Source organism: Mesorhizobium sp. AA22, assembly GCF_001672375.2.
Classification (GTDB): domain Bacteria; phylum Pseudomonadota; class Alphaproteobacteria; order Rhizobiales; family Rhizobiaceae; genus Mesorhizobium; species Mesorhizobium wenxiniae.
In genome coordinates, this window is record NZ_CP048406.1 from 261,510 (window position 1) to 286,502 (window position 24,993).

21 protein-coding genes and 1 tRNA gene are annotated in these 24,993 nt (G+C 63.1%); 11 read left to right on the plus strand and 11 right to left on the minus strand.

Annotation, left to right across the window (positions count from 1 at the left end):
* Positions 1-2 precede the first annotated feature (2 nt).
* The 7 genes from A9K68_RS01195 to A9K68_RS01225 form a co-directional block, all read right to left on the minus strand.
* Complete coding sequence (locus A9K68_RS01195; protein WP_065006052.1) at positions 3-800, minus strand: ABC transporter ATP-binding protein; 798 nt, start codon at positions 798-800, stop codon at positions 3-5.
* A gap of 10 nt (positions 801-810) precedes the next feature.
* A complete protein-coding gene (gene ntrB, locus A9K68_RS01200; protein WP_065006158.1) occupies positions 811-1,707 on the minus strand; it encodes a nitrate ABC transporter permease in 897 nt (298 codons plus the stop codon).
* A 65-nt stretch (positions 1,708-1,772) separates the two neighbouring features.
* Positions 1,773-3,089, minus strand: coding sequence for a CmpA/NrtA family ABC transporter substrate-binding protein (locus tag A9K68_RS01205; RefSeq protein WP_065006159.1), 1,317 nt, complete (start codon positions 3,087-3,089; stop codon positions 1,773-1,775).
* A 355-nt stretch (positions 3,090-3,444) separates the two neighbouring features.
* The gene (locus tag A9K68_RS01210) at positions 3,445-4,680 is read right to left on the minus strand and encodes a CmpA/NrtA family ABC transporter substrate-binding protein (RefSeq protein WP_065006053.1); all 1,236 of its coding nucleotides are present in this window, start codon (positions 4,678-4,680) and stop codon (positions 3,445-3,447) included.
* A gap of 2 nt (positions 4,681-4,682) precedes the next feature.
* Entirely contained in the window at positions 4,683-5,282 is a 600-nt protein-coding gene (locus tag A9K68_RS01215; protein ID WP_065006054.1) for an ANTAR domain-containing response regulator, read from the minus strand.
* Between the two features lie 679 nt (positions 5,283-5,961).
* A tRNA-Ala gene (locus A9K68_RS01220) sits at positions 5,962-6,037 on the minus strand.
* A 170-nt stretch (positions 6,038-6,207) separates the two neighbouring features.
* Complete coding sequence (locus A9K68_RS01225) at positions 6,208-6,597, minus strand: TIGR02300 family protein (RefSeq protein ID WP_065006160.1); 390 nt, start codon at positions 6,595-6,597, stop codon at positions 6,208-6,210.
* A gap of 195 nt (positions 6,598-6,792) precedes the next feature.
* Here A9K68_RS01225 and aroA point away from each other — a divergent pair, with 195 nt between their 5' ends.
* From aroA to rpsA, 3 genes are all read left to right on the plus strand, one after another.
* Positions 6,793-8,151 carry a 3-phosphoshikimate 1-carboxyvinyltransferase gene (gene aroA, locus A9K68_RS01230; protein ID WP_065006055.1) on the plus strand — a complete coding sequence of 453 codons (1,359 nt, stop codon included), beginning with the start codon at positions 6,793-6,795 and terminating at the stop codon, positions 8,149-8,151.
* Positions 8,152-8,423: 272 nt separating this feature from the next.
* Positions 8,424-9,074: a (d)CMP kinase gene (cmk, locus tag A9K68_RS01235; RefSeq protein WP_065006056.1), complete on the plus strand. Its 651-nt coding sequence runs from the start codon at positions 8,424-8,426 to the stop codon at positions 9,072-9,074.
* Positions 9,075-9,281: 207 nt separating this feature from the next.
* Complete coding sequence (rpsA, locus tag A9K68_RS01240) at positions 9,282-10,979, plus strand: 30S ribosomal protein S1 (RefSeq protein ID WP_065006057.1); 1,698 nt, start codon at positions 9,282-9,284, stop codon at positions 10,977-10,979.
* Between the two features lie 92 nt (positions 10,980-11,071).
* On the opposite strand, the gene A9K68_RS01245 is transcribed toward rpsA, so the two are convergent.
* From A9K68_RS01245 to A9K68_RS01255, 3 genes are all read right to left on the minus strand, one after another.
* A complete protein-coding gene (locus A9K68_RS01245) occupies positions 11,072-11,779 on the minus strand; it encodes an SDR family NAD(P)-dependent oxidoreductase (RefSeq protein ID WP_029347638.1) in 708 nt (235 codons plus the stop codon).
* Positions 11,780-11,940: 161 nt separating this feature from the next.
* Positions 11,941-13,521, minus strand: coding sequence for a 5-guanidino-2-oxopentanoate decarboxylase (locus A9K68_RS01250; RefSeq protein ID WP_065006058.1), 1,581 nt, complete (start codon positions 13,519-13,521; stop codon positions 11,941-11,943).
* On the minus strand, positions 13,518-14,366 hold the full coding sequence (locus A9K68_RS01255; protein WP_065006161.1) for an arginine deiminase family protein: 849 nt from the start codon (positions 14,364-14,366) through the stop codon (positions 13,518-13,520). Before A9K68_RS01255 ends, A9K68_RS01250 begins: the two co-directional genes overlap by 4 nt.
* A 219-nt stretch (positions 14,367-14,585) precedes the next feature.
* Between A9K68_RS01255 and A9K68_RS01260 the strand changes: the two genes are divergently transcribed.
* The 7 genes from A9K68_RS01260 (at position 14,586) to A9K68_RS01290 (ending at position 20,800) form a co-directional block, all read left to right on the plus strand.
* Positions 14,586-15,398 (plus strand): ABC transporter ATP-binding protein, encoded by an 813-nt coding sequence (locus tag A9K68_RS01260; RefSeq protein ID WP_065006162.1) that lies wholly within the window; start codon positions 14,586-14,588, stop codon positions 15,396-15,398.
* A 54-nt stretch (positions 15,399-15,452) separates the two neighbouring features.
* Positions 15,453-16,247: a transporter substrate-binding domain-containing protein gene (locus A9K68_RS01265; protein ID WP_065006059.1), complete on the plus strand. Its 795-nt coding sequence runs from the start codon at positions 15,453-15,455 to the stop codon at positions 16,245-16,247.
* A 143-nt stretch (positions 16,248-16,390) separates the two neighbouring features.
* Positions 16,391-17,104 (plus strand): ABC transporter permease, encoded by a 714-nt coding sequence (locus tag A9K68_RS01270; protein ID WP_065006060.1) that lies wholly within the window; start codon positions 16,391-16,393, stop codon positions 17,102-17,104.
* A complete protein-coding gene (locus A9K68_RS01275; protein WP_065006061.1) occupies positions 17,104-17,916 on the plus strand; it encodes an ABC transporter permease in 813 nt (270 codons plus the stop codon). Before A9K68_RS01270 ends, A9K68_RS01275 begins: the two co-directional genes overlap by 1 nt.
* A 35-nt stretch (positions 17,917-17,951) precedes the next feature.
* Positions 17,952-18,953, plus strand: coding sequence for an Ldh family oxidoreductase (locus tag A9K68_RS01280; RefSeq protein ID WP_065006062.1), 1,002 nt, complete (start codon positions 17,952-17,954; stop codon positions 18,951-18,953).
* Between the two features lie 306 nt (positions 18,954-19,259).
* Positions 19,260-19,712 (plus strand): DoxX family protein, encoded by a 453-nt coding sequence (locus A9K68_RS01285; RefSeq protein WP_065006063.1) that lies wholly within the window; start codon positions 19,260-19,262, stop codon positions 19,710-19,712.
* A gap of 113 nt (positions 19,713-19,825) precedes the next feature.
* The gene (locus A9K68_RS01290; protein WP_065006064.1) at positions 19,826-20,800 is read left to right on the plus strand and encodes a complex I NDUFA9 subunit family protein; all 975 of its coding nucleotides are present in this window, start codon (positions 19,826-19,828) and stop codon (positions 20,798-20,800) included.
* A 15-nt stretch (positions 20,801-20,815) separates the two neighbouring features.
* Here the strand turns inward: A9K68_RS01290 and A9K68_RS01295 are convergent, their stop codons facing one another.
* Positions 20,816-22,186, minus strand: a complete 1,371-nt coding sequence (locus tag A9K68_RS01295) for a cytochrome P450 (protein WP_065006065.1) — start codon at positions 22,184-22,186, stop codon at positions 20,816-20,818.
* A 322-nt stretch (positions 22,187-22,508) separates the two neighbouring features.
* On the opposite strand from A9K68_RS01295, the gene gyrB reads away from it, so the two are divergent.
* Positions 22,509-24,980: a DNA topoisomerase (ATP-hydrolyzing) subunit B gene (gene gyrB / locus A9K68_RS01300; protein ID WP_065006066.1), complete on the plus strand. Its 2,472-nt coding sequence runs from the start codon at positions 22,509-22,511 to the stop codon at positions 24,978-24,980.
* The last annotated feature ends 13 nt before the right edge of the window (positions 24,981-24,993 follow it).

The window sequence follows — 24,993 nt, forward strand, 5'->3', positions numbered from 1 at the left end:
AGCTACTCCGCGGCTTCAACGAAGCGGTGGCGTTCGTAGAGGAACTTCAGCACCGCCTCGCGGCAGCGCAGGAACGCCCGGTCGGAGGAAAGCTCGACGCGGCGGCGCGGCCGGGCCAGCGGCACGGGAAGCACCTCGCCGATGGTTGCCGCCGGGCCGTTGGTCATCATGACAATGCGGTCGGACAACAGCACCGCCTCGTCGACATCGTGCGTGATCATGATCGTCGTCGAGCCAAGCCTCGAATGGATATCCATCACCGCGTCCTGCAGATGGGCGCGCGTCAGCGCGTCGAGCGCACCGAAGGGTTCGTCGAGCAGCAGGATCTTCGGCTCCATGGCCAACGCGCGGGCGATGCCGACGCGCTGCTTCATGCCACCCGATATTTCGGCGGGCCGCTTGTCCCTGGCATGCGCCATCTGCACGAGGTCGAGATTGCGCATGATCCAGTCGTGACGTTCGGCCCGGCTCCTGGTGCGGCCGAAGACCTTAGATACTGCCAGGTTGATGTTTTCGTAGACGGTGAGCCATGGCAGCAGGCTGTGGTTCTGAAACACCACGGCGCGTTCAGGACCGGGGCTGTCGACCTCCTTGTCTTCGAGCAGGACCGCCCCGGCGGACACATTCGTCAGCCCGGCGATCAGGTTGAGCAAGGTCGACTTGCCGCAGCCGGAATGGCCGATGATCGAGACGAATTCGCCCTTGTCGATGGTCAGCTGGATGTCATTCAGCACCTCGCTGACTTGGCCGCCGCGGGTGAAGGATTTGTCGATATGGTCGAGTTTCAGATAGGCCGTCATTGCCCTCTCCTCACTTTGCCGTTGTGCCGCGGGTGACGAAGGCGCCGACCGCCGCGACAAGGCGATCGAGGCAAAAGCCGGTGATGCCGATATAGGCGAGCGCAACGATGATGTCGGGCAGCCGCGACGAGTTCCAGGCATCCCAGATGAAGAAGCCGATTCCGACGCCGCCTGTCAGCATTTCGGCGGCGACGATGGCAAGCCAGGACAGACCGATGCCGATGCGCAGGCCGGTGAAGATGTAAGGCGCCGCGGCCGGCACCATGATCTTCACGAAGAACTCGAGCTGGTTGAGCCTGAGGATGCGGGAGACGTTGCGATAATCCTCTGGAATGTTGCGGACGCCGACGGCGGTGTTGATGATCACAGGCCAGATCGAGGTGATGAAGATGACGAAGATCGCCGATGGGCTGGAATCGCGGAAGGCGGCCAGCGACAGCGGCAGCCAGGCGAGCGGCGGCACGGTGCGCAGGATCTGGAACACAGGGTCGAGGCCGCGCATCGCCCAGATCGACTGGCCGACCAGCGCGCCGAGCGCAACGCCGACGATTGCAGCCAGGCCGAAGCCGATGGCGACGCGCTGCAGCGAGATCAGCACCCGCCAGGCGAGTCCGATATCCTGCGGACCATAATCGAAGAAGGGATGGGCGATCAGATCGTAGGCCTCGTTCCATACCTGGCTGGGTGGCGGCAAGCTGGCGTTGGGCGACGAGCAGGCGATCTGCCAGATGACGAGCATGACGACGATGACGACTGCCGGCGGCACCAGCGTGCTTGCCAGCTTGCCGGCGATCGCGGCGGGATCGAAGCGGCGCCTCACCTTGGCGGTGAAAGCTATGACCTCTGCGGGCTTGGCAGGCGTGGGGAACGCCTTCACCTTGGCGTCCTCGATGGCTTGGATAGACATTTTCGCAAAAAGCTCCTTGAGCATTGGAGTGACAGCGGCGCCACTGGCGCCGCTTGCCAGCGACGTCAGGCCGATGCCTTGATCTTCAGGCTGTCGAGATAGGCGGACGGATTGGCCGGATCGAAGATCTTGCCGTCGAAGAAGGTCTCGACGCCGCGCGATGAAGACGCCGGGATGTCGGCCGCAGCGACGCCGAGGTCCTTGGCCGCCTCGCGCCACAGATCTTCGCGGTTGACTTGATCGACCAGCGCCCTGATGTCTGTGGTCGCCGCGAATTTGCCCCAGCGGATGTTTTCGGCGAGGAACCAGCTGTCGTGGCTCTTGAATGGGTAGGACACGCCGCCCTTCCAGAACTTCATGTAGAGGTCGGTGCCGGTGGCGACGCGGTCATTGCCGTAGTTGATGTCGCCCTTGAGGCGACCGATGATGTCGGCGGTCGGCACGTTCATCCATTGCCGCTTGCCGATGATGGCCGCCATCTCGTCCTTGTTTTCCATGGCTTCGCACCATTGCTGGGCTTCCATGACGGCCATCAGGATCGCCTTGGTGGCGTTCGGGTTCTTGTCAATGAAGGCGGCGCGCAGGCCGAGCGCCTTTTCCGGATGGCCTTTCCAGAGTTCGCCTGTCGTGGTGGCGGTGAAGCCGACACCCTGATGGACGAGTTGCTCGTTCCACGGCTCGCCGACGCAGAACACGTCCATATTGCCAACCTTCATGTTGGCGACCATTTGCGGCGGCGGCACGACGATGGTTGAGACATCCTTGTCGGGATCGATGCCGCCGGCAGCCAGCCAGTAGCGCAACCAGAGATCATGAGTGCCGCCCGGGAAGGTCATGGCGGCCTTCACCTCTTTGCCCTCGGCCTTCTTGGCCGCGAAGGCGTCCTTCAGCTTGGAGGCATCGAGGCCGACGCCGGTGCCGGCATATTCCTGCGCGACGGAAATCGCCTGGCAGTCGTAGTTGAGCCGCGCCACGATCGCCATCGGCATCGGCTGGTTGTTCTGCGTCACCTTGCCGGTATGCATCAGGTAAGGCATCGGCGTCAGGATATGGGCGCCGTCGATGCCGTTGGCTTCGCCGCCGAGCATCAGGTTGTCGCGTGTCGCGCCCCAGGAGGCCTGCTTGAGAACCTCGACATCGGGCATGCCGAATTTTTCGAACAGGCCCTTCTCCTTGGCGATCATCAGCGGCGCTGCATCGGTCAGCGCGATGAAGCCTAGCTTGGCGCCGGTGACTTCCGGCGCTGCCGTCGCCGCATAGGCGCGGGACGGCAGCAGCGCGCGTGCCGCCGCCAGCGTTGCCGCGGTGGCCGCGCTCATCATCAGGAAATCGCGGCGCGTTACACCCTTGAGGGCGGATTGGGTTTTGATGCGTTTCGTCATCGTCATCTCCGGTTGGGCGCGGCTTGGGATCTGCGCCGTCGATTGCGTGTTCGACCAAAACAAAAAAAGCCGCCGGCCAGGCCGCTGCGTCCGTTGATCCGGATCGCGTGTGACCTGAGCGGCAGCTTTGCCTGTGGCGCCCGCCATTGGACGCCGTATTCCGTGGCCGTGAAGGCCTATGGATTACTATGCAGGAACCGTGCCAGCTGGAAGAAGCGGTGGATTAAGCAATAAAAACAATCGAGCGCGCGGGCGTAAAGGCTGGAGCGCCGGATTGTCGATGCTCATACGGCAGTCACGATCATTGTGCAGTAGCACAAAAATTGTGCAGTGCACGATAGTGCGCAAGGAATGCTCAACTCGTCGGCATCGCCCAGTCGCGGATAGCGAGATAGTCGTCGATCCTGTCGGGATCGAAGATGCGGCCGTCGAAGAAACCATCCGGACCAAGGACGAGGCTGGCGCCGGCCGAGCCGACCGGCGTGGCAGCGGTCAGGGCCCCCTCGACCTTGGCATTGGCTCCAGGCAGGGCGACGCCGAGCGGCTTCAGCGCTGCGCGATAGAGGTCGGGCCGGTAGGTGTCGCGCGCGAGCGCCATGTGGGCAGCGCTGTGCTTGATCTGCCCCCAACGGACCATCTGCGTGTAGAACCACAGCGCATGGCTCTTCCAGGGGAAATTCGCCGCCTTGCCGAAAGTCAGAAAGAAGTCCTCGACGCTCAGTTCCGCGCCGCCTAGCGCAAGATGTCCGGTCAGAATCGGCATCTGCAACGCCGGCGAAACTCCGAGGAAGGAAGGCTGCGCCATCAGCGCGGCCAGTTCGCCGCGGTTTGCCGGATTCTGGCACCAGCGCGCCGCGTGATGGAGCGCGCGCAGCAGGGCTGAAAGGGCTTCGGGGTGTTTTTCGGCCCAGGCCTTGCGCACGCCGACGACTTTTTCAGGGCTGGTCTTCCAGATAGCGGCCTTGACCGTAGCGATATGGCCGGTGCCGGCGACCACCGAGACGCTGTTCCAGGGTTCGCCGGCGCAGTAGCCGTCGATCCTGCCGGCGGCGAGTGCGTCGGCCATGAAGGGGGGCGGCACGATGACGATTTCTATTTCGCGCGACGGATCGATGCCGCAGGCCGCGAGCCAGTAGCGCAGTTCGAAATTGTGTCCGGAGTGCGGATGCACGACCGCAAAGCGCAGCGGGTCGCGACCGGCATTTGCCCGTTCACGGATTAGCGCTCCCAAGGCCTTGCCGGCTCGCGCCGGATCGAGGTCGGGCAAGGCGCCGTGCGCGGCCATGCCCGCCCAGACCACGTTCGAAACCGTGACGCAATTGCCGCCCAGTCCCAGCGAGAACGGCACGATCGTATCGGAGGCGAGTGGCGTGAGCCCCAGATTGCAGGCGATCGGCATCGGCCCCAGCATATGCGCCAGATCGAAATGCCCGATCGCGATGCGGTCGCGGATGTTGGCCCAGGATGTCTCGCGACTGAGCGTCAGGTCGACGCCTTCGCGCGCGGCAAAGCCGATCTCGCGCGCTGCGACAAGAACCGCGCTGTCGAAGAGCGGTATGAAACCGGCATTGATCTGGTGTTCGGCCGCCATGCTCAACTCTCTCCGGGATCCAGAAGGCCTGCCGCCGTCACCAGGCTCTGCGCGATTTCGCTGATCTTGCGGTTCTGGTTCATGGCGGTCTTGCGCAGAAGCGTGTAGGCCGCGTCCTCCGACAGCCCGCGCGACCTCATAAGGATGCCCTTGGCGCGGTCGATGACCTTGCGGTCCTCCAATTCACCGCGGGCTTCTTCCAGTTCGCGCGCCATCCGCGAGAACGCGTTGAAGCGGCTGATCGCCATATCGAGGATCGGCTTGACGCGCTCCTGGCGCAGCCCGTCGACGACATAGGCGGAGACCCCCGCTGCCACCGCAGCTTCGATCGAAGCCTGATCCGACCGATCGACGAACATGGCGATCGGCCGCTTCACGACGCGCGACAGCTGGAACATGTTTTCAAGCATGTCGCGGTTGGGATTTTCGAGGTCGATGACGATTACGTCCGGTTCGATCTCGGCGATGCGTCGCGCTATTCCGGCAACGTCGTGAACGACCGTGACCTGCTCATGCCCGGCCTCCCGCAATCCCGCCTCAATGATGGAGGCGCGGATGTGGTTTTCGTCGATCACCAGGACGGTGAGGGATTTCCGGATCATGCCGCATTTTGCGCACGCCGCGCGATTGTGCAATGCGGCATGTTGAGAATTGCCGCAGTTATCGCTTCGGGGACTGCCATATGTTCGCGGAGCTGATCCGTTAAGCTTCTTTAAATACCATTCGTAGGGTCTACTTTGCTTTTCTATCGCCTGCGCTATCTTTCAGTTTGCGAATCTTGTCTCGCTGTCTAGAAGATTGGAGGTTTCCATGGATCGGCGATCATTTTTGACAGGAATGTTTGGCATTGCTGGGGCAGCAGCCCTTGCGAGCGCAGTTCGGCCCATCAACGCGGTAGCCGGCGTACCGGGCGCCCGAAGTGGCATCCTCGATGAACTCGACGCGCCGGATACGGAAGCCTTCGAGGATGAAGATACTAAAGCGGAGCCGGTCCGCCATCGGCGGTGGCACCGCAGGCGGCGGCGCCGGCGGCGCGTTTGGAGAAGGATCTGTCGTCGTGTCTGGCGAAATGGCTTTCCGCGCAGACGGTGCTTTCGCAGGCGTGTTTGGGTTTGGGCCTGGTATTATTAGCAGTTAGTGTGCTGAAAACCCTGGTGATTGCCCAGGGTTTTCAGCTTCAGGCTAACCGAAATACAGTGAAATTTTTCAGGGGACCCGCCCGAGTTGTCGGCCTGCGAGTGATAGGCAGGCCTACAACGACTAATTTTCCCAAGAGAAAACTGGTGGAGCCAATCGGAATCGAACCGACGACCTCTTGAATGCCATTCAAGCGCTCTCCCAACTGAGCTATGGCCCCACTCCGGCAGTCTACCGGCGCCGTTGCCGGCGAAGAGATCCGGCGCGGGTTGAGACCGCGCCGTTAGTGCAGCGGCTTCTAACCCCGCCTTCCGTCAATATCAAGCCTTCAAGAGCCGCTTTTTATTAAGACGCCGCGAAAGTCGGCAGGCGCTTGCGCTAGAGGCTCGATCAGACTTCGTCGTCGTCGTCGCCGACGCCGATCATGTCGGCGACATCGTCGTCTTCTTCCTCTTCGTCGGCGAGGAAAGTATCGTCATCCTCGTCACCGAGGTCCACATCGTCCTCGTCATCGCCGAGATCGGGAAGATCGTCGGCTTTCGCATCCTCGTCCGCCTCTTCTAGCGAGACGACCTCGACGCTCTCTTCCTCCTCAGAGTCCACTTCCTTCTCGGCAACTTCCTCTTCCTCCTCGAGGGCGGCGATCTTGCCTTCCTCGAAATAGGAACGCGGGTAGCTCTTGCCGGTATAGGGCGAGACGATCGGATCCTTATTCAGGTCGTAGAATTTTTGACCCGTCTCGGGGTCGATGCGTTTGGTGCCAAGTTCGGGTTTTGCCACTGCAAGCCTCGTCGATGAAAGTTTGGTCCCCATAACCACAGTTTGCGGCGCTGTCAAAGCCTAAAGCCAGCGTCATAAATCGCCGCGTTGAGCGACCTCTTGCAAGGGGATGACCATTTCCGTCCGCCGTGATACGAGACCGCCCAAACCAAAAGAAAAAGGCCGGCCACCGGCATTTTCACGCAGGGAAAAGCCATGTCGCATACTGCCGCCCCGAAACCGGCCACCGCCCGCAAATCGTCAGCGCTTTCAGGCGCGGCGCGGGTGCCCGGCGACAAGTCGATCTCGCACCGCTCGTTCATGTTCGGCGGCCTCGCCTCCGGCGAGACCCGCATCACCGGCCTGCTGGAAGGCGAGGACGTGATGCGCACGGGCGCCGCGATGAAGGCAATGGGCGCGCATATAGAAAAGCTCGGCACTGAGTGGGTGATCCGCGGCACCGGCAACGGCGCGCTGCTGCAGCCGGAAGGCCCGCTCGATTTCGGCAATGCCGGTACCGGCTCGCGCCTCACCATGGGCCTGGTCGGCACCTACGACATGGAGACGACCTTCATCGGCGACGCTTCGCTGTCCGGCCGGCCGATGGGCCGCGTGCTTGAGCCGCTGCGCCAGATGGGCGTGCAGGTGCTGAAGGCGACGCCCGGCGACCGCATGCCGATCACGCTGCACGGGCCCAAGCACGCCGCACCCATCACCTACCGCGTGCCGATGGCCTCGGCGCAGGTGAAGTCGGCGGTGCTGCTCGCCGGGCTGAACACGCCCGGCGTCACCACCGTCATCGAGCCGGCAATGACGCGCGACCACACCGAAAAGATGCTGAAGGGATTCGGCGCCAATCTGTCGGTCGAGACCGACGAGCGCGGCGTGCGCCACATTTTCATCGAGGGCCAGGGCAAGCTCACCGGCCAGACGATCGCTGTGCCGGGCGACCCGTCCTCGGCCGGCTTTCCGCTGGTGGCGGCGCTGATCGTGCCGGGCTCAGACATTACAATCGAAAACGTGCTGATGAACCCGACCCGGACCGGGTTGCTTTTGACGCTGCAGGAAATGGGCGCCCGGATCGACATTCTCGACCCGCGTAATGAAGGCGGCGAGGATGTCGCCGATCTGCGCGTGCGTCATTCGGAACTGAAAGCCGTCACCGTGCCGCCGGAACGGGCGCCGACGATGATCGACGAATATCCGGTGCTTGCTGTCGCCGCCAGCTTCGCCGAGGGCGAGACGCTGATGCAGGGACTGGAAGAGCTGCGGGTGAAAGAATCCGACCGGCTGTCGGCAGTGGCCGAAGGACTGAAGCTCAACGGCGTCGACTGTACCGAGGGCGAGGCCTCGTTGGCGGTGCGCGGGAAACCCGGCGGCAAGGGGCTCGGCCGGCACCCCAATGGACACAACACCGTCGTCCAGACCCATCTCGACCACCGCATCGCCATGAGCTTTCTGGTCATGGGGCTGGCAACGGAAAAGCCTGTGACCATAGACGACCAGGCGATGATCGCGACCAGCTTTCCGGAGTTCATGGGGCTGATGAAGGGGCTGGGCGCGGAGATTGAGTGACATGGCAGTCGCAAACCTTGGAAATTGGCCCCCAACACCTCTGCCTTCGTCATCCTGGGGCGGAGCAAGGAGCGAAGCGACGCGGCGCAGACCCCAGGATCCATGCCGTGACATCAGAGCGCCGCAGCGATGCTGAATTCTGGTTGGCAGCACTCTTTGGCTGATGTCACGGCATGGATCCCAGGGTCTTCGCTCCGCTACGTGTTCGCTGCGCCCTGGGATGACGAAGGCGCGAGGGCTTGTTGCCGGGCGGACAAAGCGTTGAGCCGTCAATGACACACGTCTTCACCATCGCCATCGACGGACCCGCCGGCGCCGGCAAAGGCACGCTGGCGCGAAGGCTGGCCGACCACTACCGGCTGAACCTGCTCGACACCGGCCTCACCTATCGCGCTGTGGCCCATGCGCTGCTTCGGCTCGGTCTGCCGCTCGACAATGTGTCGGCCGCCGAAACCGCCGCCCGTCAGGTCGACCTGGCCAAGCTCGACCGGTCGGTGCTGTCGGCGCATGCGGTCGGCGAGGCGGCTTCGAAAGTGGCGGTGTTCCCTTCGGTGCGGCGCGTACTGGTCGAAAAGCAGCGCGAATTCGCCAAGGCGCCGCCGGGCGCCGTCCTCGACGGCCGCGACATCGGCACCGTCGTCTGTCCCGACGCCGACATCAAGCTCTATGTGACGGCCAGCGCCGAAGTGCGGGCAGAGCGGCGGCTGGCCGAGATCGAGAGCATCGGCGGCACCGCCGATTTCAACGAAATCCTCGCCGATATCCTGCGCCGCGACGAGCGCGACATGGGTCGCGCCGACTCGCCGCTGAAGCCTGCCGCCGACGCGCACTTGCTCGACACCTCGGAAATGGCTATAGAAGCCGCGTTCCTGGCGGCTAGGGCGATCATCGACGACGTTCTGGCCAAGAGAAACAAAGCCTGAGCTGGGTTTTGCTCCCGCTGCCGATTGTCGGCGGCGAAAAGAAACCTATATCGGGTGCACGAACCAGCCTGCCAGCATTTTTCATGCGCCGGAATTGCCGCTTAGGCGGCCAAGGGCTTTTCTGAAGCCCGGAACGCCGGCAGGCCAACGCAACGCTAACCCACGGCGCCCGTCCCGCTTGAGATGCGGGGCATTCCAGGAGAAACTATGTCAGTTGCAAACCCCACTCGCGATGATTTCGCGAGCCTGCTCGAAGAATCATTTTCCGCCGGCCATTCCGGCGAAGGCCAGGTCGTCAAGGGCACGATCACCGCGATCGAAAAGGACATGGCCATCATCGATGTCGGCCTCAAGGTCGAAGGCCGCGTGCCGCTGAAGGAATTCGGCGTCAAGGGCAAGGACTCGACGCTCAAGGTCGGGGACTCGGTCGAGGTCTATGTCGAGCGCATCGAGAACGCGCTTGGCGAAGCGATGCTTTCCCGTGAAAAGGCCCGCCGCGAAGAGAGCTGGGTCCGTCTCGAAGAGAAGTTCACCAAGGGTGAGCGCGTCGAAGGCGTGATCTTCAACCAGGTCAAGGGCGGCTTCACCGTCGATCTCGACGGCGCCGTGGCCTTCCTGCCGCGCAGCCAGGTCGACATCCGCCCGATTCGCGACGTCTCGCCGCTGATGCACAATCCGCAGCCTTTCGAGATCCTCAAGATGGATCGCCGCCGAGGCAACATCGTGGTGTCGCGCCGTACCGTGCTCGAGGAAAGCCGCGCCGAACAGCGTTCGGAAATCGTGCAGAACCTCGAAGAAGGCCAAGTGGTCGAAGGCGTCGTCAAGAACATCACCGATTATGGTGCGTTCGTCGACCTCGGCGGCATCGACGGCCTGCTGCATGTCACCGACATGGCATGGCGCCGCGTCAACCATCCGACCGAAATCCTCAACATCGGCCAGACGGTCAAGGTGCAGATCATCCGCATCAACCAGGAAACCCACCGCATCTCGCTCGGCATGAAGCAGCTCGAGAGCGATCCGTGGTCCGAGATCGGAACGAAATTCCCGATAGGCAAGAAGATCAAGGGCACCGTCACCAACATCACCGACTATGGCGCATTCGTCGAGCTGGAGCCGGGCATCGAGGGCCTCATCCACGTTTCGGAAATGTCGTGGACGAAGAAGAACGTCCATCCCGGCAAGATCCTGTCGACGACGCAGGAAGTCGATGTGGTGGTGCTCGAGGTCGATCCGGCCAAGCGCCGCATTTCACTCGGCCTCAAGCAGACGCTCGAGAACCCGTGGCAGGCTTTCGCCAGCAGCCATCCAGTCGGCAGCCAGGTCGAGGGCGAGGTCAAGAACAAGACCGAATTCGGCCTGTTCATCGGCCTCGAAGGCGATGTCGACGGCATGGTCCATCTTTCCGACCTCGACTGGACCCGTCCGGGCGAGCAGGTGATCGAGGAGTACAATCGCGGCGACATGGTCAAGGCGCAGGTGCTCGACGTCGACATCGACAAGGAGCGCATCTCGCTCGGCATCAAGCAGCTGGCCAAGGACACGGCCGGCGAGGCGGCGACTTCAGGCGAACTGCGCAAGAACGCGGTCGTCACCTGCGAGGTCACCGGCGTCAAGGATGGCGGTCTGGAAGTGCGGCTCGTCGAGAGCGGCATCGAGACCTTCATCAAGCGCTCCGACCTCAGCCGCGACCGCGACGAGCAGCGCCCAGAGCGCTTCACGGTCGGCCAGAAGGTCGACGCCCGCGTCATCGCCTTCGACAAGAAGACCCGCAAGCTGCAGGTCTCGATCAAGGCGCTGGAAATCGCCGAGGAGAAGGAAGCGGTCGCCCAGTACGGCTCGACCGATTCCGGCGCTTCGCTGGGCGACATCCTGGGTGCCGCGCTGAAGAAGCAGGGCAGCTAAAGATTGGTTGCTGCCGCATTTCGGTGCGGCTGTGACGAAAAACCCCGCCGGAGCGATCCGGCGGGGTTTTCTTTGGTCGACGACCTGTTGTGTCAGGCCCTGCCGTAAAGCGGCACCAGCGTGCCGCTCATCGCCAGATTGGCCGGCGAAGCGAGATAGGCAATGGCCTCAGCGGCCGCTTCGAGGCTGACCCATTTGCTGAAATCGGCGGCCGGCATGTCTGCTCTGGTGGCCGGCGTGTCGAGCGTCGAGGGCGCGACCGCGTTGACCAGGATTCCCTTGCCCTTGAGTTCTTCCGCCATCGCCACCGTCATTGCCGCGACCGCCGCCTTGCTGGCGCCGTAGGCGACCATGCCGGAACCGCGCCGAAGGTCGAGCCCGGCGCGCGCCGTGACATTGACGATGCGCCCCGACACTGAAGATTCCAGCATCGAGCGGATCGCCGCGCGGCAGCACAGGAAGGTGGTGCGGGCGTTGGTATCCATCATTTCGGCAAAGGACGCGGGCTCGATCTTCTCGACCGGCGCAGCGGTGAAACCTCCGGCCAGATGGATGGATGCCCACAAATCGGTAACGCTGGCATAGAACGCATCGACCTTAGCGGGATCGGCGAGATCGACATTGTGCGCCAGCCTGACGCGCTCATGTGCCGGGAAGGGAAAATGCGCGGGCGCGGCAGCATGGGCATTCGGCACATGGCAGACCGCACCCTGCTCCAGCAGTTTGCCGACAACCGCGCCACCGAGCGCTCCTGTGCCGCCGGTCACCACAACATGCCTGCCGTCCAGTGTATCCGTCATCTTCGACCGCTCCAGTCACTCATATGCCGCGCCGCCGTCGAAGGTCGCGCCTTTCGCGCGATCACTCAACCGAAATCTCGATGACACAGTGTCGTTTACGCGCCACAAGCCGGCGGCCATCCGACGAGGATCGCATCCCCAAGCAGACGCTGCCACAGCACTCAATCGACCGGGATCTCGATAACATACGGCAGTCCGGTCGCCCGCGCGCGCTGGAGTGCGTCCGCCAGATGACCGATGCCGGCAAGCCGCTCGGCGGCAATGCCATAGGCCTCGGCCAGCTTGCAGAAATCAGGCGGCGCTGGCGAGACGCCGACCGGCTCGACGCCGACATCGAGCATCGAGGTTTCGATTTCGCGATAGCCGCGATTGTTCCAGACGACGAAGATCACCGGCGCCGAGGCGTCGAGCGCGGCGCCCAGTTCCGGCAGCGTGAACTGGAAACCACCGTCGCCGGTGAGACAAACGACCGGCGCATCAGGCACGGCAAGGGCCGCACCGATCGCCGCCGGCGGACCATAGCCGAGCGCGCCGAAGCCGGTGGCGGCGTTGAACCAACTGCCCGGTCGATCGTGATCGTAATAGAGGTTGGCGGCATAGACCGGCTGGGTCGAATCGCCGACGATAATCGAGCCTGGCAACGCATCGCGGATCGCCTCGACGGCTCGTGTTTGCGCCTGGAGGCTCGGGCTGATTTCGGCGAAGGCCGCTTGCCTCGTCGCAGCGGCGCGAGCCGGACCGTCGTCCGATGGCGGCTGGCCCTTGCCGATTTCGGCAAGCAGCGCCTCGAGTGCTACGCCGCAATCGGCCCGGATCGAAATCCGGGCCGGCCGGCGGGCAAGCTGGTCGGCGCCGATGTCGATGCGGATCAGATTGGTCGGCAGGACAAAGCCGCCGTCGCTATACCCATCATAGTCGGTCGGGCCGAATTCGGTGCCGGCGGCAATGACCAGATCGGCCTCGGCCATCAGCGCACGCACCGCCTTCAGACTCGGGCTCGCCGGCACGCCAAGCGGATGGCGATGCAGCAGGCCGCGGGCATTGGCCGTCTGGACAACCGGCGCTCCCATCCTTTCGGCGAGACGCTTCAGTGGCGCTTCGGCTCTCTTGGCGCCGCCGCCGGCGAGGATCAGCGGGCGGCGGGCAGCCGCGCAAAGCCTTGCCGCCTCTGCTATCGCCGCCGCATCCGGTTCGGGCGGCGCGACATTGGTCAGCAAAGCTGCGATGCCGTCGGCCGGCTTGACCATGATGTCGGTCGGGATCTCGATATGGACCGGACCGGCGCGCGATGACGAAAACAGGGCAAAGGCGCGGGCAAGCACGCCCGGCAGTTCGTCGGCGTCGGTGACACGGTGCGAGAAGAGCGCCACCTTCTCCATCATGCCACGCTGGTCGGGGAGTTCGTGCAGATGGCCGAGGCCCTTGCCCAGCGTCGGCGTGGCATTGACGCCTGAGATCACCAGCATCGGAACCGAATCGGCGCGGGCCTGGCCCATGGCGGTTATGGTGTTGGTTAGTCCCGGTCCGGTGATGACGAAGGCGACGCCAGGCTTGCCGCTGGCGCGCGCATAACCGTCGGCCATGAAGCCGGCGCCCTGCTCATGACGCGGGGTGACGTGGCGGATTTTCGAGCGCGCCAGCCCGCGATAGAGTTCGACAGTATGCACACCCGGAATGCCGAAGACCGTGTCGACGTCATGGGCTTCGAGCAAAGTGATGAGCGCTTCGCCGACTGTCGTCATTGTCTGAGCACCGGACGTGTGAGGCAAGTCGGTCCGCCCTCGCAGGCAATGCACAGCGCGTCCGCCTCGAAGGTTGAAACCCTGCAGCCGGCGGCCGCCATGGCCGCCGCCGTCTTCGGGAAGCCGGCAACGGCGATCACCTCGCGCGGCGCGGTCGGCAGCACATTGAGGCTGAGACCGTTGGAGGCGAAGAACTCCTCGGCGTCGCCCTCGACCAGGCGAATGCCGCGCGCCCGCAGCATCTGGTAAAAGGCAGCCGGCAAAAGCGGTGCATAGACCAGCGCCAGATCGTCGGCGAGCGGACTGATCACCGACATCAGGTGCAGGCAGGCCTCCTCGCCATGCCAGAGCGGCAGGTCGTAACCATAGACCTGTATACCCTTGGGTGTTAGCAGGTTGGCGAGTTGCTGGATGCCATCCTGGTTGGTGCGCACGCCGCGGCCGACGGCCAGCGTCCGAGAATCCACCCAGACGCAGTCGCCGCCCTCGACTTGGCCGGGATGCTCGATGCGGCCCAGGATAGGCACGCCCATGCGCTTGTAGGCCGCCTCGTGCAGGCCGGGCTCAGCCAGGCGCAGCGCCTTGCCCATGGCAAGAATGATGGCGCCGTGGTCGGTCATCAGTGAAGGATCGTGTGTGAAGACGGAATCGGCAAGCCCGTCATCGGCATCGGTCAGCCATTCGATCTCGGCGCCGGATGCCAGAACCAGCGTCGTCAGCGCCTGATGCTGGGCGGCGGCCTTTTGCGGATCGAAGCCAGGACCATAGTGCCATTCCGATGCTTTGGCGCGAGGCATGGCGCTTGCGGCGGACCGCATCAGCACGCGCTGCAGAGGCCCGGCCATGGACTGCGACCCGTATGCTTTACCCACCAAGTGCTCCTGAAACATCCCATTCAGCCAATAGCCACTCAGCGAGCCGCGATCAATGGTCCAAAAAAGCATGGTTGACGGAGGCAAGCGGAACGGTCCATCTTGAGAATGAGAAGTCTGTCCAGTGATGGTAATGGGTAAAAAATTCCAGCAGCGACGGGTCCAGCCGCTTCGTGAGGCACCCCAAAGGTGATAGCGCAAGGCACGGCCCCCGCCCTGAAGTACACGGCGCAGGACGACGCCGCCGAAGCCATCCATGTCGAGAACCTGCATAAAAGATTCGGCGAACTGCATGTGCTGAAGGGTGTTTCGCTGTCGGCGCGCGACGGCGAGGTCATCGCCATCATCGGTGGCAGCGGCTCGGGCAAGTCGACCCTGCTGCGCTGCATCAATTGCCTGGAGAACCCGACCAGCGGAATCATCCGCGTCAATGGCGAGGAGATCCGGATGAAGGCCGACAGTCACGGCCACACCGTTCCCGCCGACCGCAAGCAGATCGAGCGCATCCGCTCCAAGCTCGGCATGGTCTTTCAGAATTTCAATTTGTGGAGCCACATGACGCTGATCGAGAACGTAATCGAGGTTCCGGTGCATGTTCTCGGCGTCAAGCGCGACGTGGCCATCGCCGAGGCCGAAAAGCTGCTCGCCCGCGTCGGGCTGGCCGAAAAGCGCGATGTCTATCCGGCCTATCTGTCGGGCGGCCAGCAGCAGCGCGCGGCCATCGCCCGGGCGCTGGCCATCAATCCGCGCGTCATGCTGTTCGACGAGCCGACCTCGGCACTCGACCCGGAACTGATCGGCGAGGTGCTGAAGGTGATCGGCGATCTGGCGCGCGAGGGCCGCACCATGGTGCTGGTGACCCACGAGATGAAGTTCGCCCGCGAAGTCGCGACGCATGTCGTCTACCTTTACAACGGGTTGGTCGAGGAAGAAGGGCCACCGGAGCAGATCTTCGGTGCGCCCAAATCCGAAAGGCTGAAGCAGTTTCTGCGCAATGTTGGATGACTTGCGAGAAAAGCAGACGGGAACGTCAAACCGAAAAACGGGAGAAATGAAAAAATGAAACCTTTTCTCAAAACGGCGCTCGCGGCCACGCTGATCGCGTTGTCGGGCGCATTTTCGGCAAGCGCCGAACAGATCAAGGTGGGTTTTTCGCCTGAAGCCTATCCGCCGTTTTACTCGCAGGATGCTTCCGGCAACTGGGGTGGCTGGGAAGTAGACATCGTCAACGCCATCTGCAGCGAAGCCAAGCTGGATTGCGTATTGACGCCAATCCCCTGGGACGGCCTTATCCCGGCGCTTAAAACCAAGAAGATCGACGCGATTATGAATTCGATGTCCATTACCGACGAACGCAAGAAGGAAATCGATTTTTCGGAGAAATACTACAATACGCCGACTGCGGTGATCGGGGCCAAGGATCAGAAATTCGATGCGACGCCAGAGGGGCTGAAAGCCAAGATTGTCGGCGTTCAGGCGTCCACGGTGCACGCTGCTTACGCCAAGAAGCACTTCACCGATGCTGCCGAGATCAAAGAATACCAGACGCAGGACGAGGCAAATCAGGATCTCGCCGCCGGCCGGATCGATGCCACTCAGGCCGATTCGATCGCGCTCGACGCGTTTTTGAAGTCGGATCAAGGCAAAGCGTGCTGCGACCTCAAAGGTTATGTCGCACCGGACCTTGAAGTGCTCGGGCCTGGCGTCGGCGCCGGCGTACGTCAAGGCGACACCGAGCTCAAGGACAAGCTCAATGCCGCAATCAAGGCCATCCGCGCCAATGGCAAGTATGCCGAAATCACCAAGAAGTACTTCGACTTCGACATCTACGGCGAAGAGTCGCAGTCCAACTGACGGCAGCGGCATCAAGCCGGGCATGCCTAGCCGCCATCGTCGCGATGGCACGTCCGGCTTGATACATCATTGGCGCCTCAACCCGGAAGTCCAGGGGACATAAGCTGAGCGACGTTCTTGCCACCATCTTCGGAGCCAGTTCGCTGGAATTGCTTTCCTTCCAGCCGCCGAACGGCAGGGGTCTCAGCCTTCTGCATGGGTTGGCAAACTCCGTCGGAATTGCTTTCGGCTCCTTTGGAGTCGGTCTTGTGATCGGCGTCGGCGGCGCTTATGGCAAGCTCTATGGCGGGCCGGTGGTCCGTGACCTGCTGGAAGTCTACACCACCGTGGTCCGCGCCGTGCCCGAACTGGTGCTGATCCTGCTGCTTTATTTCGCTGGTACCGACCTCATCAACCAGTTGCTCACCGCGCTCGGCCATGCCGCAATCGATATCAACGGTGTTGTCGCCGGAATAGGCGTGCTCGGGGTCGTGCAGGGCGCCTACTCTACCGAAGTCTTGCGCGGCGCGATTCTCGGCATTCCGCAGGGCCAGATCGAAGCCGCGCGGGCGTATGGAATGCCCCCCGGCCTGCTTCTCAGGCGTATCACGCTACCTGCGATGCTGCCCTTCGCTATCCCAGGGCTGGCAAATCTGTGGCTGATCGCCACCAAGGACACCGCGCTTCTCGCGATCGTCGGCGTCAATGAACTGACGCAAACCACACGGACGGCAGCTGGCGCGACGAAGGCTTATTTCACCTTCTTCATGGCGGCGGGCGCGCTCTATCTCGTTCTGACCCTCGTCTCCAACGTCGTCATCGGGCGTGTTGAGCGCTGGGCGCGACGCGGCATGCCTTCGATCGCGGGAACTCACTGATGGCGGCTGCCGAAACCCCGGTCATTAACGCCGCCGCCCGAGCTTCGCTCTGGATGCGGCCACATCGGATAGCGCTGATCCTGATCGCGCTGGTTATCATATTGGCGTCGATTTTCCTCATGCGCTGGGATTGGCTGCCCACCTATCTGCCGCTGGCTTTGCAGGGCATATGGCGGACCATATGGCTGCTGGTGGTGACGTCGGCTCTGGGCATCGCGCTCGCTATCCCCCTCGGCCTCGCGCAGGTGATCGGCCCGCCGATTCTGAGCGTTCCGGCCAAGGTGTTCTGCACGGTTATTCGTGGTACGCCGCTGCTGCTCCAGCTCTGGCTGCTCTACTTCGGACTCGGTTCGCTGTTTCCACAATTTCCGTGGATACGCGAGTCGTTCCTCTGGCCCATTCTCAGGCAGGCATGGCCCTATGCGGTTCTTTCGCTGACGATTTCCTATGCTGGCTACGAAGGCGAAGTAATGCGTGGCGCCTTCGCAGGCGTACCGAAAGGTCAACTCGAGGCGGCCAGAGCTTTCGGCATGAGCCGTTGGAAAATGTTCAGGCGAGTATGGCTTCCGCAGGCGATCCACCGGGCGCTGCCGACGCTGGCCGGCGAAACCGTTCTCCAGCTGAAGGCAACACCGCTGGTGGCGACCATAACCATGGTCGACATCTATGCCGTAGCCTCGAGGGTGCGCCAGGATCTGTTCGTCACCTACGAACCCTTGCTGCTTCTGGCGTTGGTCTATATGGCCATTACCGGTATCCTGGTCTTCGGCTTCCGCCGGCTCGAGGCGCGGATTCCAAACCGGCTCGGCTGACATCGAGACAGTTTCACAAATTCAGGACTTACGAAATGCAACTCAGTCTCGACCAGGCGACAGGGCTGTGCCGGATGGCGGCGCTCGGCGCCGGCGCCAATGAAGAAGCGGCGCAGTCGCTTGCAGCCTCCATAGTAGCGGCCGAGGCGGAAGGGCTGTCGACGGTCGGGTTGTCGCATTTCATCGACTATCTCGAAGCGCTGGAGGCCGGCCGCATCGACGGCAAGGCCGAACCGGTCATCACTAGGCCGGCCTTGGCGGTCTATCTCTCTGACGCGAAAGGCGGTCTGGCGCATACCGGCTTCGACCGCACCATCGACAATCTCGCCAAGGCGGCGCGTCTGTTCGGCGTCGCCATCTTTTCGCAGAAGAACGCCTATACATGCGGCGCACTCGGTTATTTCACCGGGCGGCTGGCCGCGCTGGGACTGGTGTCCTTCGCCGCGACGAACGGGCCCGCCGTGCTTGCCGGCTCGGGCTCAGTCAAGCCGGTCTACTGCACCAACCCGATGTCCTTCGCCGCGCCCGCCGCCGACGGAGCGCCTCTGGTCATTGACCAGTCGTCGAGCGCCACTGCCTTCGTCAACATTCGCAAGGCGGCCGAGGACGGCAGAAAAATTCCAGAAGGCTGGGCACTGGACGCGAGCGGCAACCCGACCACCGATCCCGCCGCCGCCATGAAAGGCGCGATGCTGGCCTTCGGCGGCCAGCGCGGCGCCAACATCGCCCTGATGGTCGAAGTGCTGGCGGCTGGCCTGTCGGGCGCCAACTGGTCGCTCGATGCGCCATGGTTCAGCGGCGGACCGGACAGTCCCGGAACCGGCCTCTTCGTGCTGGCCGTCGAGCCTAAGCTGCTCGATCCGGATTTCGAGAAACGCATGAAGGACCAGCTCGAACGGTTGCGCCGCCGCTACGGCGTGCATGTGCCCGGCCGTGCCCGGGCCGAAGCGGCGGAGAAGGCGGCAGCACGGGGCATAACGGCTCCGAAAGCCGTGGTGCAGCGCATCTCCGAATTCGCCGCCCGGTATTCTTCCTAAAAAGTTTGTCTGCGATTTTTTCGCCGCCGCTAAACCTTTTTGCGCGGTGCCGCGACCAATGCCTGTCCGGGGTGGGGTTTGCCCGGACGGTGACATCCGGTCGGAATGTCCCGGGCTGGGCGGGCGTCTCACGCCGTCGGACCCTGACTCCGACCTTGGAAGTCACCCCGAAAACCCCGCTTCGGCGGGGTTTTCTGCGTTCTCTCGCATCTGGTCAGTTAACACGCCTTTCTAGTCAACTTTTGTTCATTTGACTTTGACTGAGGTGGTCGGGTGTTTGCGCGAAGCAGCAAAAGAGGAGCCCCAATGTCCGCAAGCACCGACAATTCCAGAAGAAGCCTTTTCGTCCCGGCCCTTGGCAGCCTTTATGCGGCGCTGCACACCACCTCTGAAACCATCCTGCGTGCCGTAGCCGGCATCTTCCTCGCCATTCATGGTTCGCAGAAGATCACCGATCCGTTTGGCGCCGCCGAGATGGTCGAGGGCCTCGGCTTCTATCCGGGCGCATTTTGGTCCCTGCTCTTGGCATGCACCGAGTTCTTCGGAGGCATTTTCATCGCCATAGGTCTCTTGACCCGACCGGCCGCCTTCGCCGGAATGTTCGTGCTTCTGGTCACCGTCTGGTTCCATTGGATCACTATGGGCGAGGGCTTTTCGGGCGCCGAAAAATCGTTGCTCTGGGCGGCGATCCTGTTCTTCTTCGTCATTCGCGGCGGCAACCGCCAATCGGTCGACGCACGCATAGGCAGGGCGTTCTGACGCGGTCGAAACCTCCGGCGACTTATCGTCGCCCTTTGCCTTTGGCGCGAAACGGACTAAGAAACGGCTTCAGTCAAGCACCAGTAAATCTGGAAACTGCGCCGGAGCCAGCAATGACCGAAATCCTGCAGACCCCAAAGCTCGTCGTCGTGTTCGGCGGTTCCGGCTTTGTCGGCCGTCACGTCGTGCGGGCGCTGGCCAGGCGCGGCTACCGCATAAGGGTCGCCTGCCGCCGGCCCGATCTCGCCGGCCATCTGCAGCCGCTCGGCAATGTCGGCCAGATCCAGCCGGTGCAGGCCAATGTTCGCGTGCGCTGGTCGGTCGACCGCGCCGTGCAAGACGCCGATCATGTCGTCAATCTGGTGGCCATCCTGCATGAGAGCGGCCGGCAGAAATTCACCTCCGTCCATGAATTCGGCGCACGCGCCATCGCCGAAGCGGCGCGCGCCGTCGGCGCTGGCCTCACCCATATCTCGGCTCTGGGCGCCGATCTGAACGCGCAATCGGACTACGCGCGCACCAAGGCGCTCGGCGAAAAAGCGGTCCTGGAAACGATCAGCGATGCCGTCATCTTGCGGCCGTCGATCAATTTCGGGCCGGAGGACAGCTTCTTCAACCGGTTCGCCAATATGGCGCGCTATTCGCCGGTCCTGCCGCTGATCGGCGGTGGGCAGACCAAATTCCAGCCGGTCTATGTCGGCGATGTCGCCGAAGCGGTGGCGCGCTCGGTCGACGGCAAAGTCCAGGGCGGCCGGATCTATGAGCTTGGCGGGCCGCAGGTGCTCACCTTCAAGCAATGCATGCAGGAAATGCTTGCCATGATCGACCGCAAGCGACTTCTGGTGTCGGTGCCTTGGTGGGTGGCGAACATGCAGGCATCGATTCTCGGGCTTTTGCCCAATCCACTGCTGACCAAGGATCAGGTCCTGCAATTGCGCGAGCACAACGTCGTGTCGGAAGCGGCCACCAGGGAAAACAGGACGCTCGCCGGTCTCGATATCCAGCCACAGTCGATCGGCAGCATCCTGCCCAGCTATCTCTGGCGTTACCGGGCCGCGGGCCAGTTCCAGCGCAAGACGGCGGCCTAGCCAATCAGGCGCTCACTAAAGGCGCCGCGTGACCTGCATCGGCAGGCCGCCCTGCGGTTGCGTCGTCAGTTTCTGCACCGGCCACGGCTTAGTCTCGGCGGTGGTGTCGAAGCGGAAACGCGACAGCATGATCGCCAGAGCGATGATCGCCTCCTGCATGGCAAAGCTGGCGCCGATGCAGACGCGAGGACCGGCGCCGAACGGTAAATACTGGAAGCGGTCGATCTTCTCGCGATTTCCCGGATGGAAGCGTTCGGGCATGAACGCGTCGGGCCGCTCCCACAGCTTGCGATGGCGATGAACAACCCACGGCATGACCAGCACCGCGGCGCGCCTCGGTATATAGAGGCCGTTCCAGATTTCGGGTTCGATCGGCTCGCGGTTGATCGACGGCGCCGGCGGATAGAGCCTGAGCGCCTCGTCGAAGGCGGCGCGGGTGAACGGCATGGCGTCGAGCCACTTTGTCGGATCGGACTCGCGCGCCAGCACCGCGTCGATCTCGCGCTCGATCTTTTCGCGCTCCCAAGGCGCTTCGGCCAAGCAATAGAGCGTCCATCCAAGTGCACGCGCCGTGGTCTCATGGCCGGCACCGATGAAGGTGATGATGTTGTCCTCGACCTCGGCGCGCGTCAGCCCGTCCGGTCCCTCCGCCTTGAGCAAAAGCGTGAGAAAATCCTGCGGCACCTTGTCCGGATCGCGCTTGACCCGCTCTTCGCGCATCTTGACGGTGTCGGTGACGATCTTGCGGAAATAGGCCATGGTCTTGCGGCCGCGGATGCGGGTCAGGCGCGGCAGCCAATCGGGCGCCCGCAACAGATCGAGCGGATCAACGCGGCCCATGGTCTCGAACAGCCGGTCGATCTCCTTGGCGAAGCTGCCCGGCTCACCTGATATCTCACCGGAAAACAGCGTCTCGGCCAGGATGTCAAAGGTAAGCAGCGTCATGTCATGGGCGATGTCCGACGTGCCGCCGCCCTCGTAGCGCGTGACGAACTCCCGTGTGCGCCTCAGCATCGGCTCGGCAAAACCGAAGATGTGCCGCGGCGTGAACACCGGCGCCATCGCCTTGCGCGAGCGCCTCCATACCTCGCCCTCAGCGGTCAGCAGGCCGTCGCGCAGGATCGGCCGCAGGATCATCTGACGCACCGTCGCCATCTTGTAGTTTTTCGCATTGTCGACCAGCACGTGGCGAATGAGGCCGGGGTCATTGGCGATGACCAGCGGCCCGCCGATGCCGGTCACCGAAATCCAGGGTTCGTTGTAGGTCGGCTCGCCCCACAGTTCGAGCGGATTGCGATAGACGATGCGGATCATCTCCAGCGTCGAAGGCGGCGAGGTTCGCGGCTTCGGTGCCGGCGGGACGAAGGGGGCGGGCTGACTGTCCATGGCGTGCTCCGCTGGTCACCTCAATGTAGTGGCTGGTAAGGCAAGCGTCCATGTCGCCGGCCTCTCCGGAATGTAACCGAGGCACTGGAAAGTACCTGATGCCGGAACAGGGCGGCCTGCTCTTGTTGCCGCCGCTCTGTTCCAAAACCGATCCACTTTTTGGGTCCGATGCCATGGCCGGCCGAGCGTGCTCTTCTTCCATTCGGAAATGCTTGCAAACCTTGGAAAAACCGCCTTTTGCACTTATATCTAGGACATCAAAGACGCGCGATTCGGAGCCGATTTCTGCGCTGGATGTGCGGCATCAATCAGACAGGTTTTCATGAGCGATCAGAACGACAACGCCAACGGCGCTGAGGCCGAGTACGGCGCCGATTCCATCAAGGTTTTGAAGGGGTTGGATGCCGTCCGCAAGCGGCCTGGCATGTATATCGGCGATACCGACGACGGGTCGGGCCTGCATCACATGGTCTACGAGGTCGTCGACAACGCCATCGATGAAGCGCTGGCCGGCCATGCCGACCTTGTCACGGTAACGCTCAACCCCGATGGTTCGGTGACGGTGATCGACAATGGCCGCGGCATTCCGACCGATATCCACACCGGCGAAGGCATTTCGGCGGCCGAAGTGATCATGACGCAGCTGCATGCCGGCGGCAAGTTCGACCAGAACTCCTATAAGGTGTCCGGCGGTCTGCACGGCGTCGGCGTCTCGGTAGTCAACGCGCTGTCGGGCTGGCTGAAGCTGAAGATCCGCCGCAACGGCCAGATCTACGAGATGAGCTTCACGCACGGCAATGCCGACGCGCCGCTGAGGGTCACCGGCACCTACGAACAGCGCAAGGTTGCCGGCACTTATGAGGGGCGCAGCGGCAGCGAGATCACCTTTTTCCCGTCAGCCGAGACGTTCACCATGGTCGAGTTCGACTTCGGCACGCTGGAGCACCGGCTGCGCGAACTCGCTTTCCTGAATTCCGGCGTTCGCATCGTTCTGACCGATGCCCGCCATGCCGACGTCGTGCGCCATGAGCTGCACTATGATGGCGGGCTGGAGGAGTTCGTCAAATATCTCGACCGCGTCAAGAAACCGCTGATCGACAAGCCGATTGCGATCAAAGCCGAGCGTGACGGCATCACCGTCGAGGTCGCCATGTGGTGGAACGACAGCTACCACGAGAACGTGCTGGCCTTCACCAACAACATTCCGCAACGCGATGGCGGCACGCATCTTGCCGGCTTTCGCGGCGCGCTGACGCGCCAGATAACCGGCTACGGCGAATCCTCGGGCCTCACCAAGAAGGAGAAGGTGGCGCTGATCGGCGACGATTGCCGCGAAGGGCTGACGGCCGTGCTGTCGGTCAAGGTTCCCGACCCGAAATTCTCCTCGCAGACCAAGGACAAGCTGGTCTCGTCCGAAGTCCGTCCGGTAGTGGAAGGGCTCGTCAACGAAGCTCTCGGCACCTGGCTCGAAGAGCACCCGACCGAGGGCAAGGTGGTCATCGAGAAGGTCATCCAGGCGGCAGCGGCGCGCGAAGCCGCGCGCAAGGCGCGCGACATCACCCGCAAGAGCTCGCTCGGCGTCACCTCGCTGCCCGGCAAGCTGGCCGACTGCCAGGAACGCGACCCGGCGAAGTCCGAAATCTTCATCGTTGAGGGCGACAGCGCCGGCGGCTCGGCCAAGGGCGGCCGTTCGCGTCAGAACCAGGCCATTCTTCCCCTGCGCGGCAAGATTCTCAATGTCGAGCGGGCTCGCTTCGACCGCATGCTAGGCTCCGACATGATCGGTACGCTGATCACCGCGCTCGGCACTTCGATCGGCAAGGACGAGTTCAACGCCGACAAATTGCGCTATCACAAGATCATCCTGATGACCGACGCAGACGTCGACGGCGCCCACATCCGCACCTTGCTGCTGACCTTCTTCTTTCGGCAGATGCCCGAGCTGATCGAGCGCGGCCATCTCTATATCGCCCAGCCGCCGCTCTACAAGGTGACGCGCGGCAAAAGCTCGCAATACCTCAAGGACGAAAGCGCCTTCGAGGAATTCCTGATCGGCTCGGGGCTGGAGGAGGCGTCGCTTGCGCTCAGCACCGGCGAGGTGCGGGCCGGACAGGACCTGCGCAGCGCCATCGACGATGCGCTGGCGGTGCGCCAACTCATCAACGGGCTGCACACGCGCTACAACAGAGGCGTAGTCGAGCAGGCCGCGATTGCCGGCGCGCTCAACCCGGACGTTTTCGCCGATCTCGGCCGGGCCAACGCCATGGCCGATCGCGTCGCCCGGCGTCTCGACATCATCGCCGAGGACACTGAACGCGGCTGGACGGGCCGCATGTCGACCTCAAACGAAGGGGTCGGCGGCTATGTGTTCGAGCGCACGGTGCGCAGCGTCAAGGAATTCGCGCATCTCGATCTCGCGTTGATCAACTCGGCCGACGCTCGCCAGATCGACCGCTACGCACCGCGCCTCGCAGAAGTCTATGGCGAGCCGCCGGTGCTGCGCCGCAAGGATGTGTCGGAAACCATCTCGGGACCGCTGGCGCTGCTCAACGCCGTGTTTGCCACCGGCCGCAAGGGCCTGACCATGCAGCGCTACAAGGGCCTCGGCGAGATGAACGCCGAGCAGCTCTGGGAAACCACGCTCGACCCGAACGTGCGCTCGCTTTTGCAGGTCAAGGTCAATGACGCGACGGACGCCGACTCGCTGTTTTCGCGGCTGATGGGCGACGAGGTCGAGCCCAGGCGCGAGTTCATCCAGGAAAACGCGCTGTCCGTCGCCAATCTGGATATTTAAAGCCCAGGCCGGG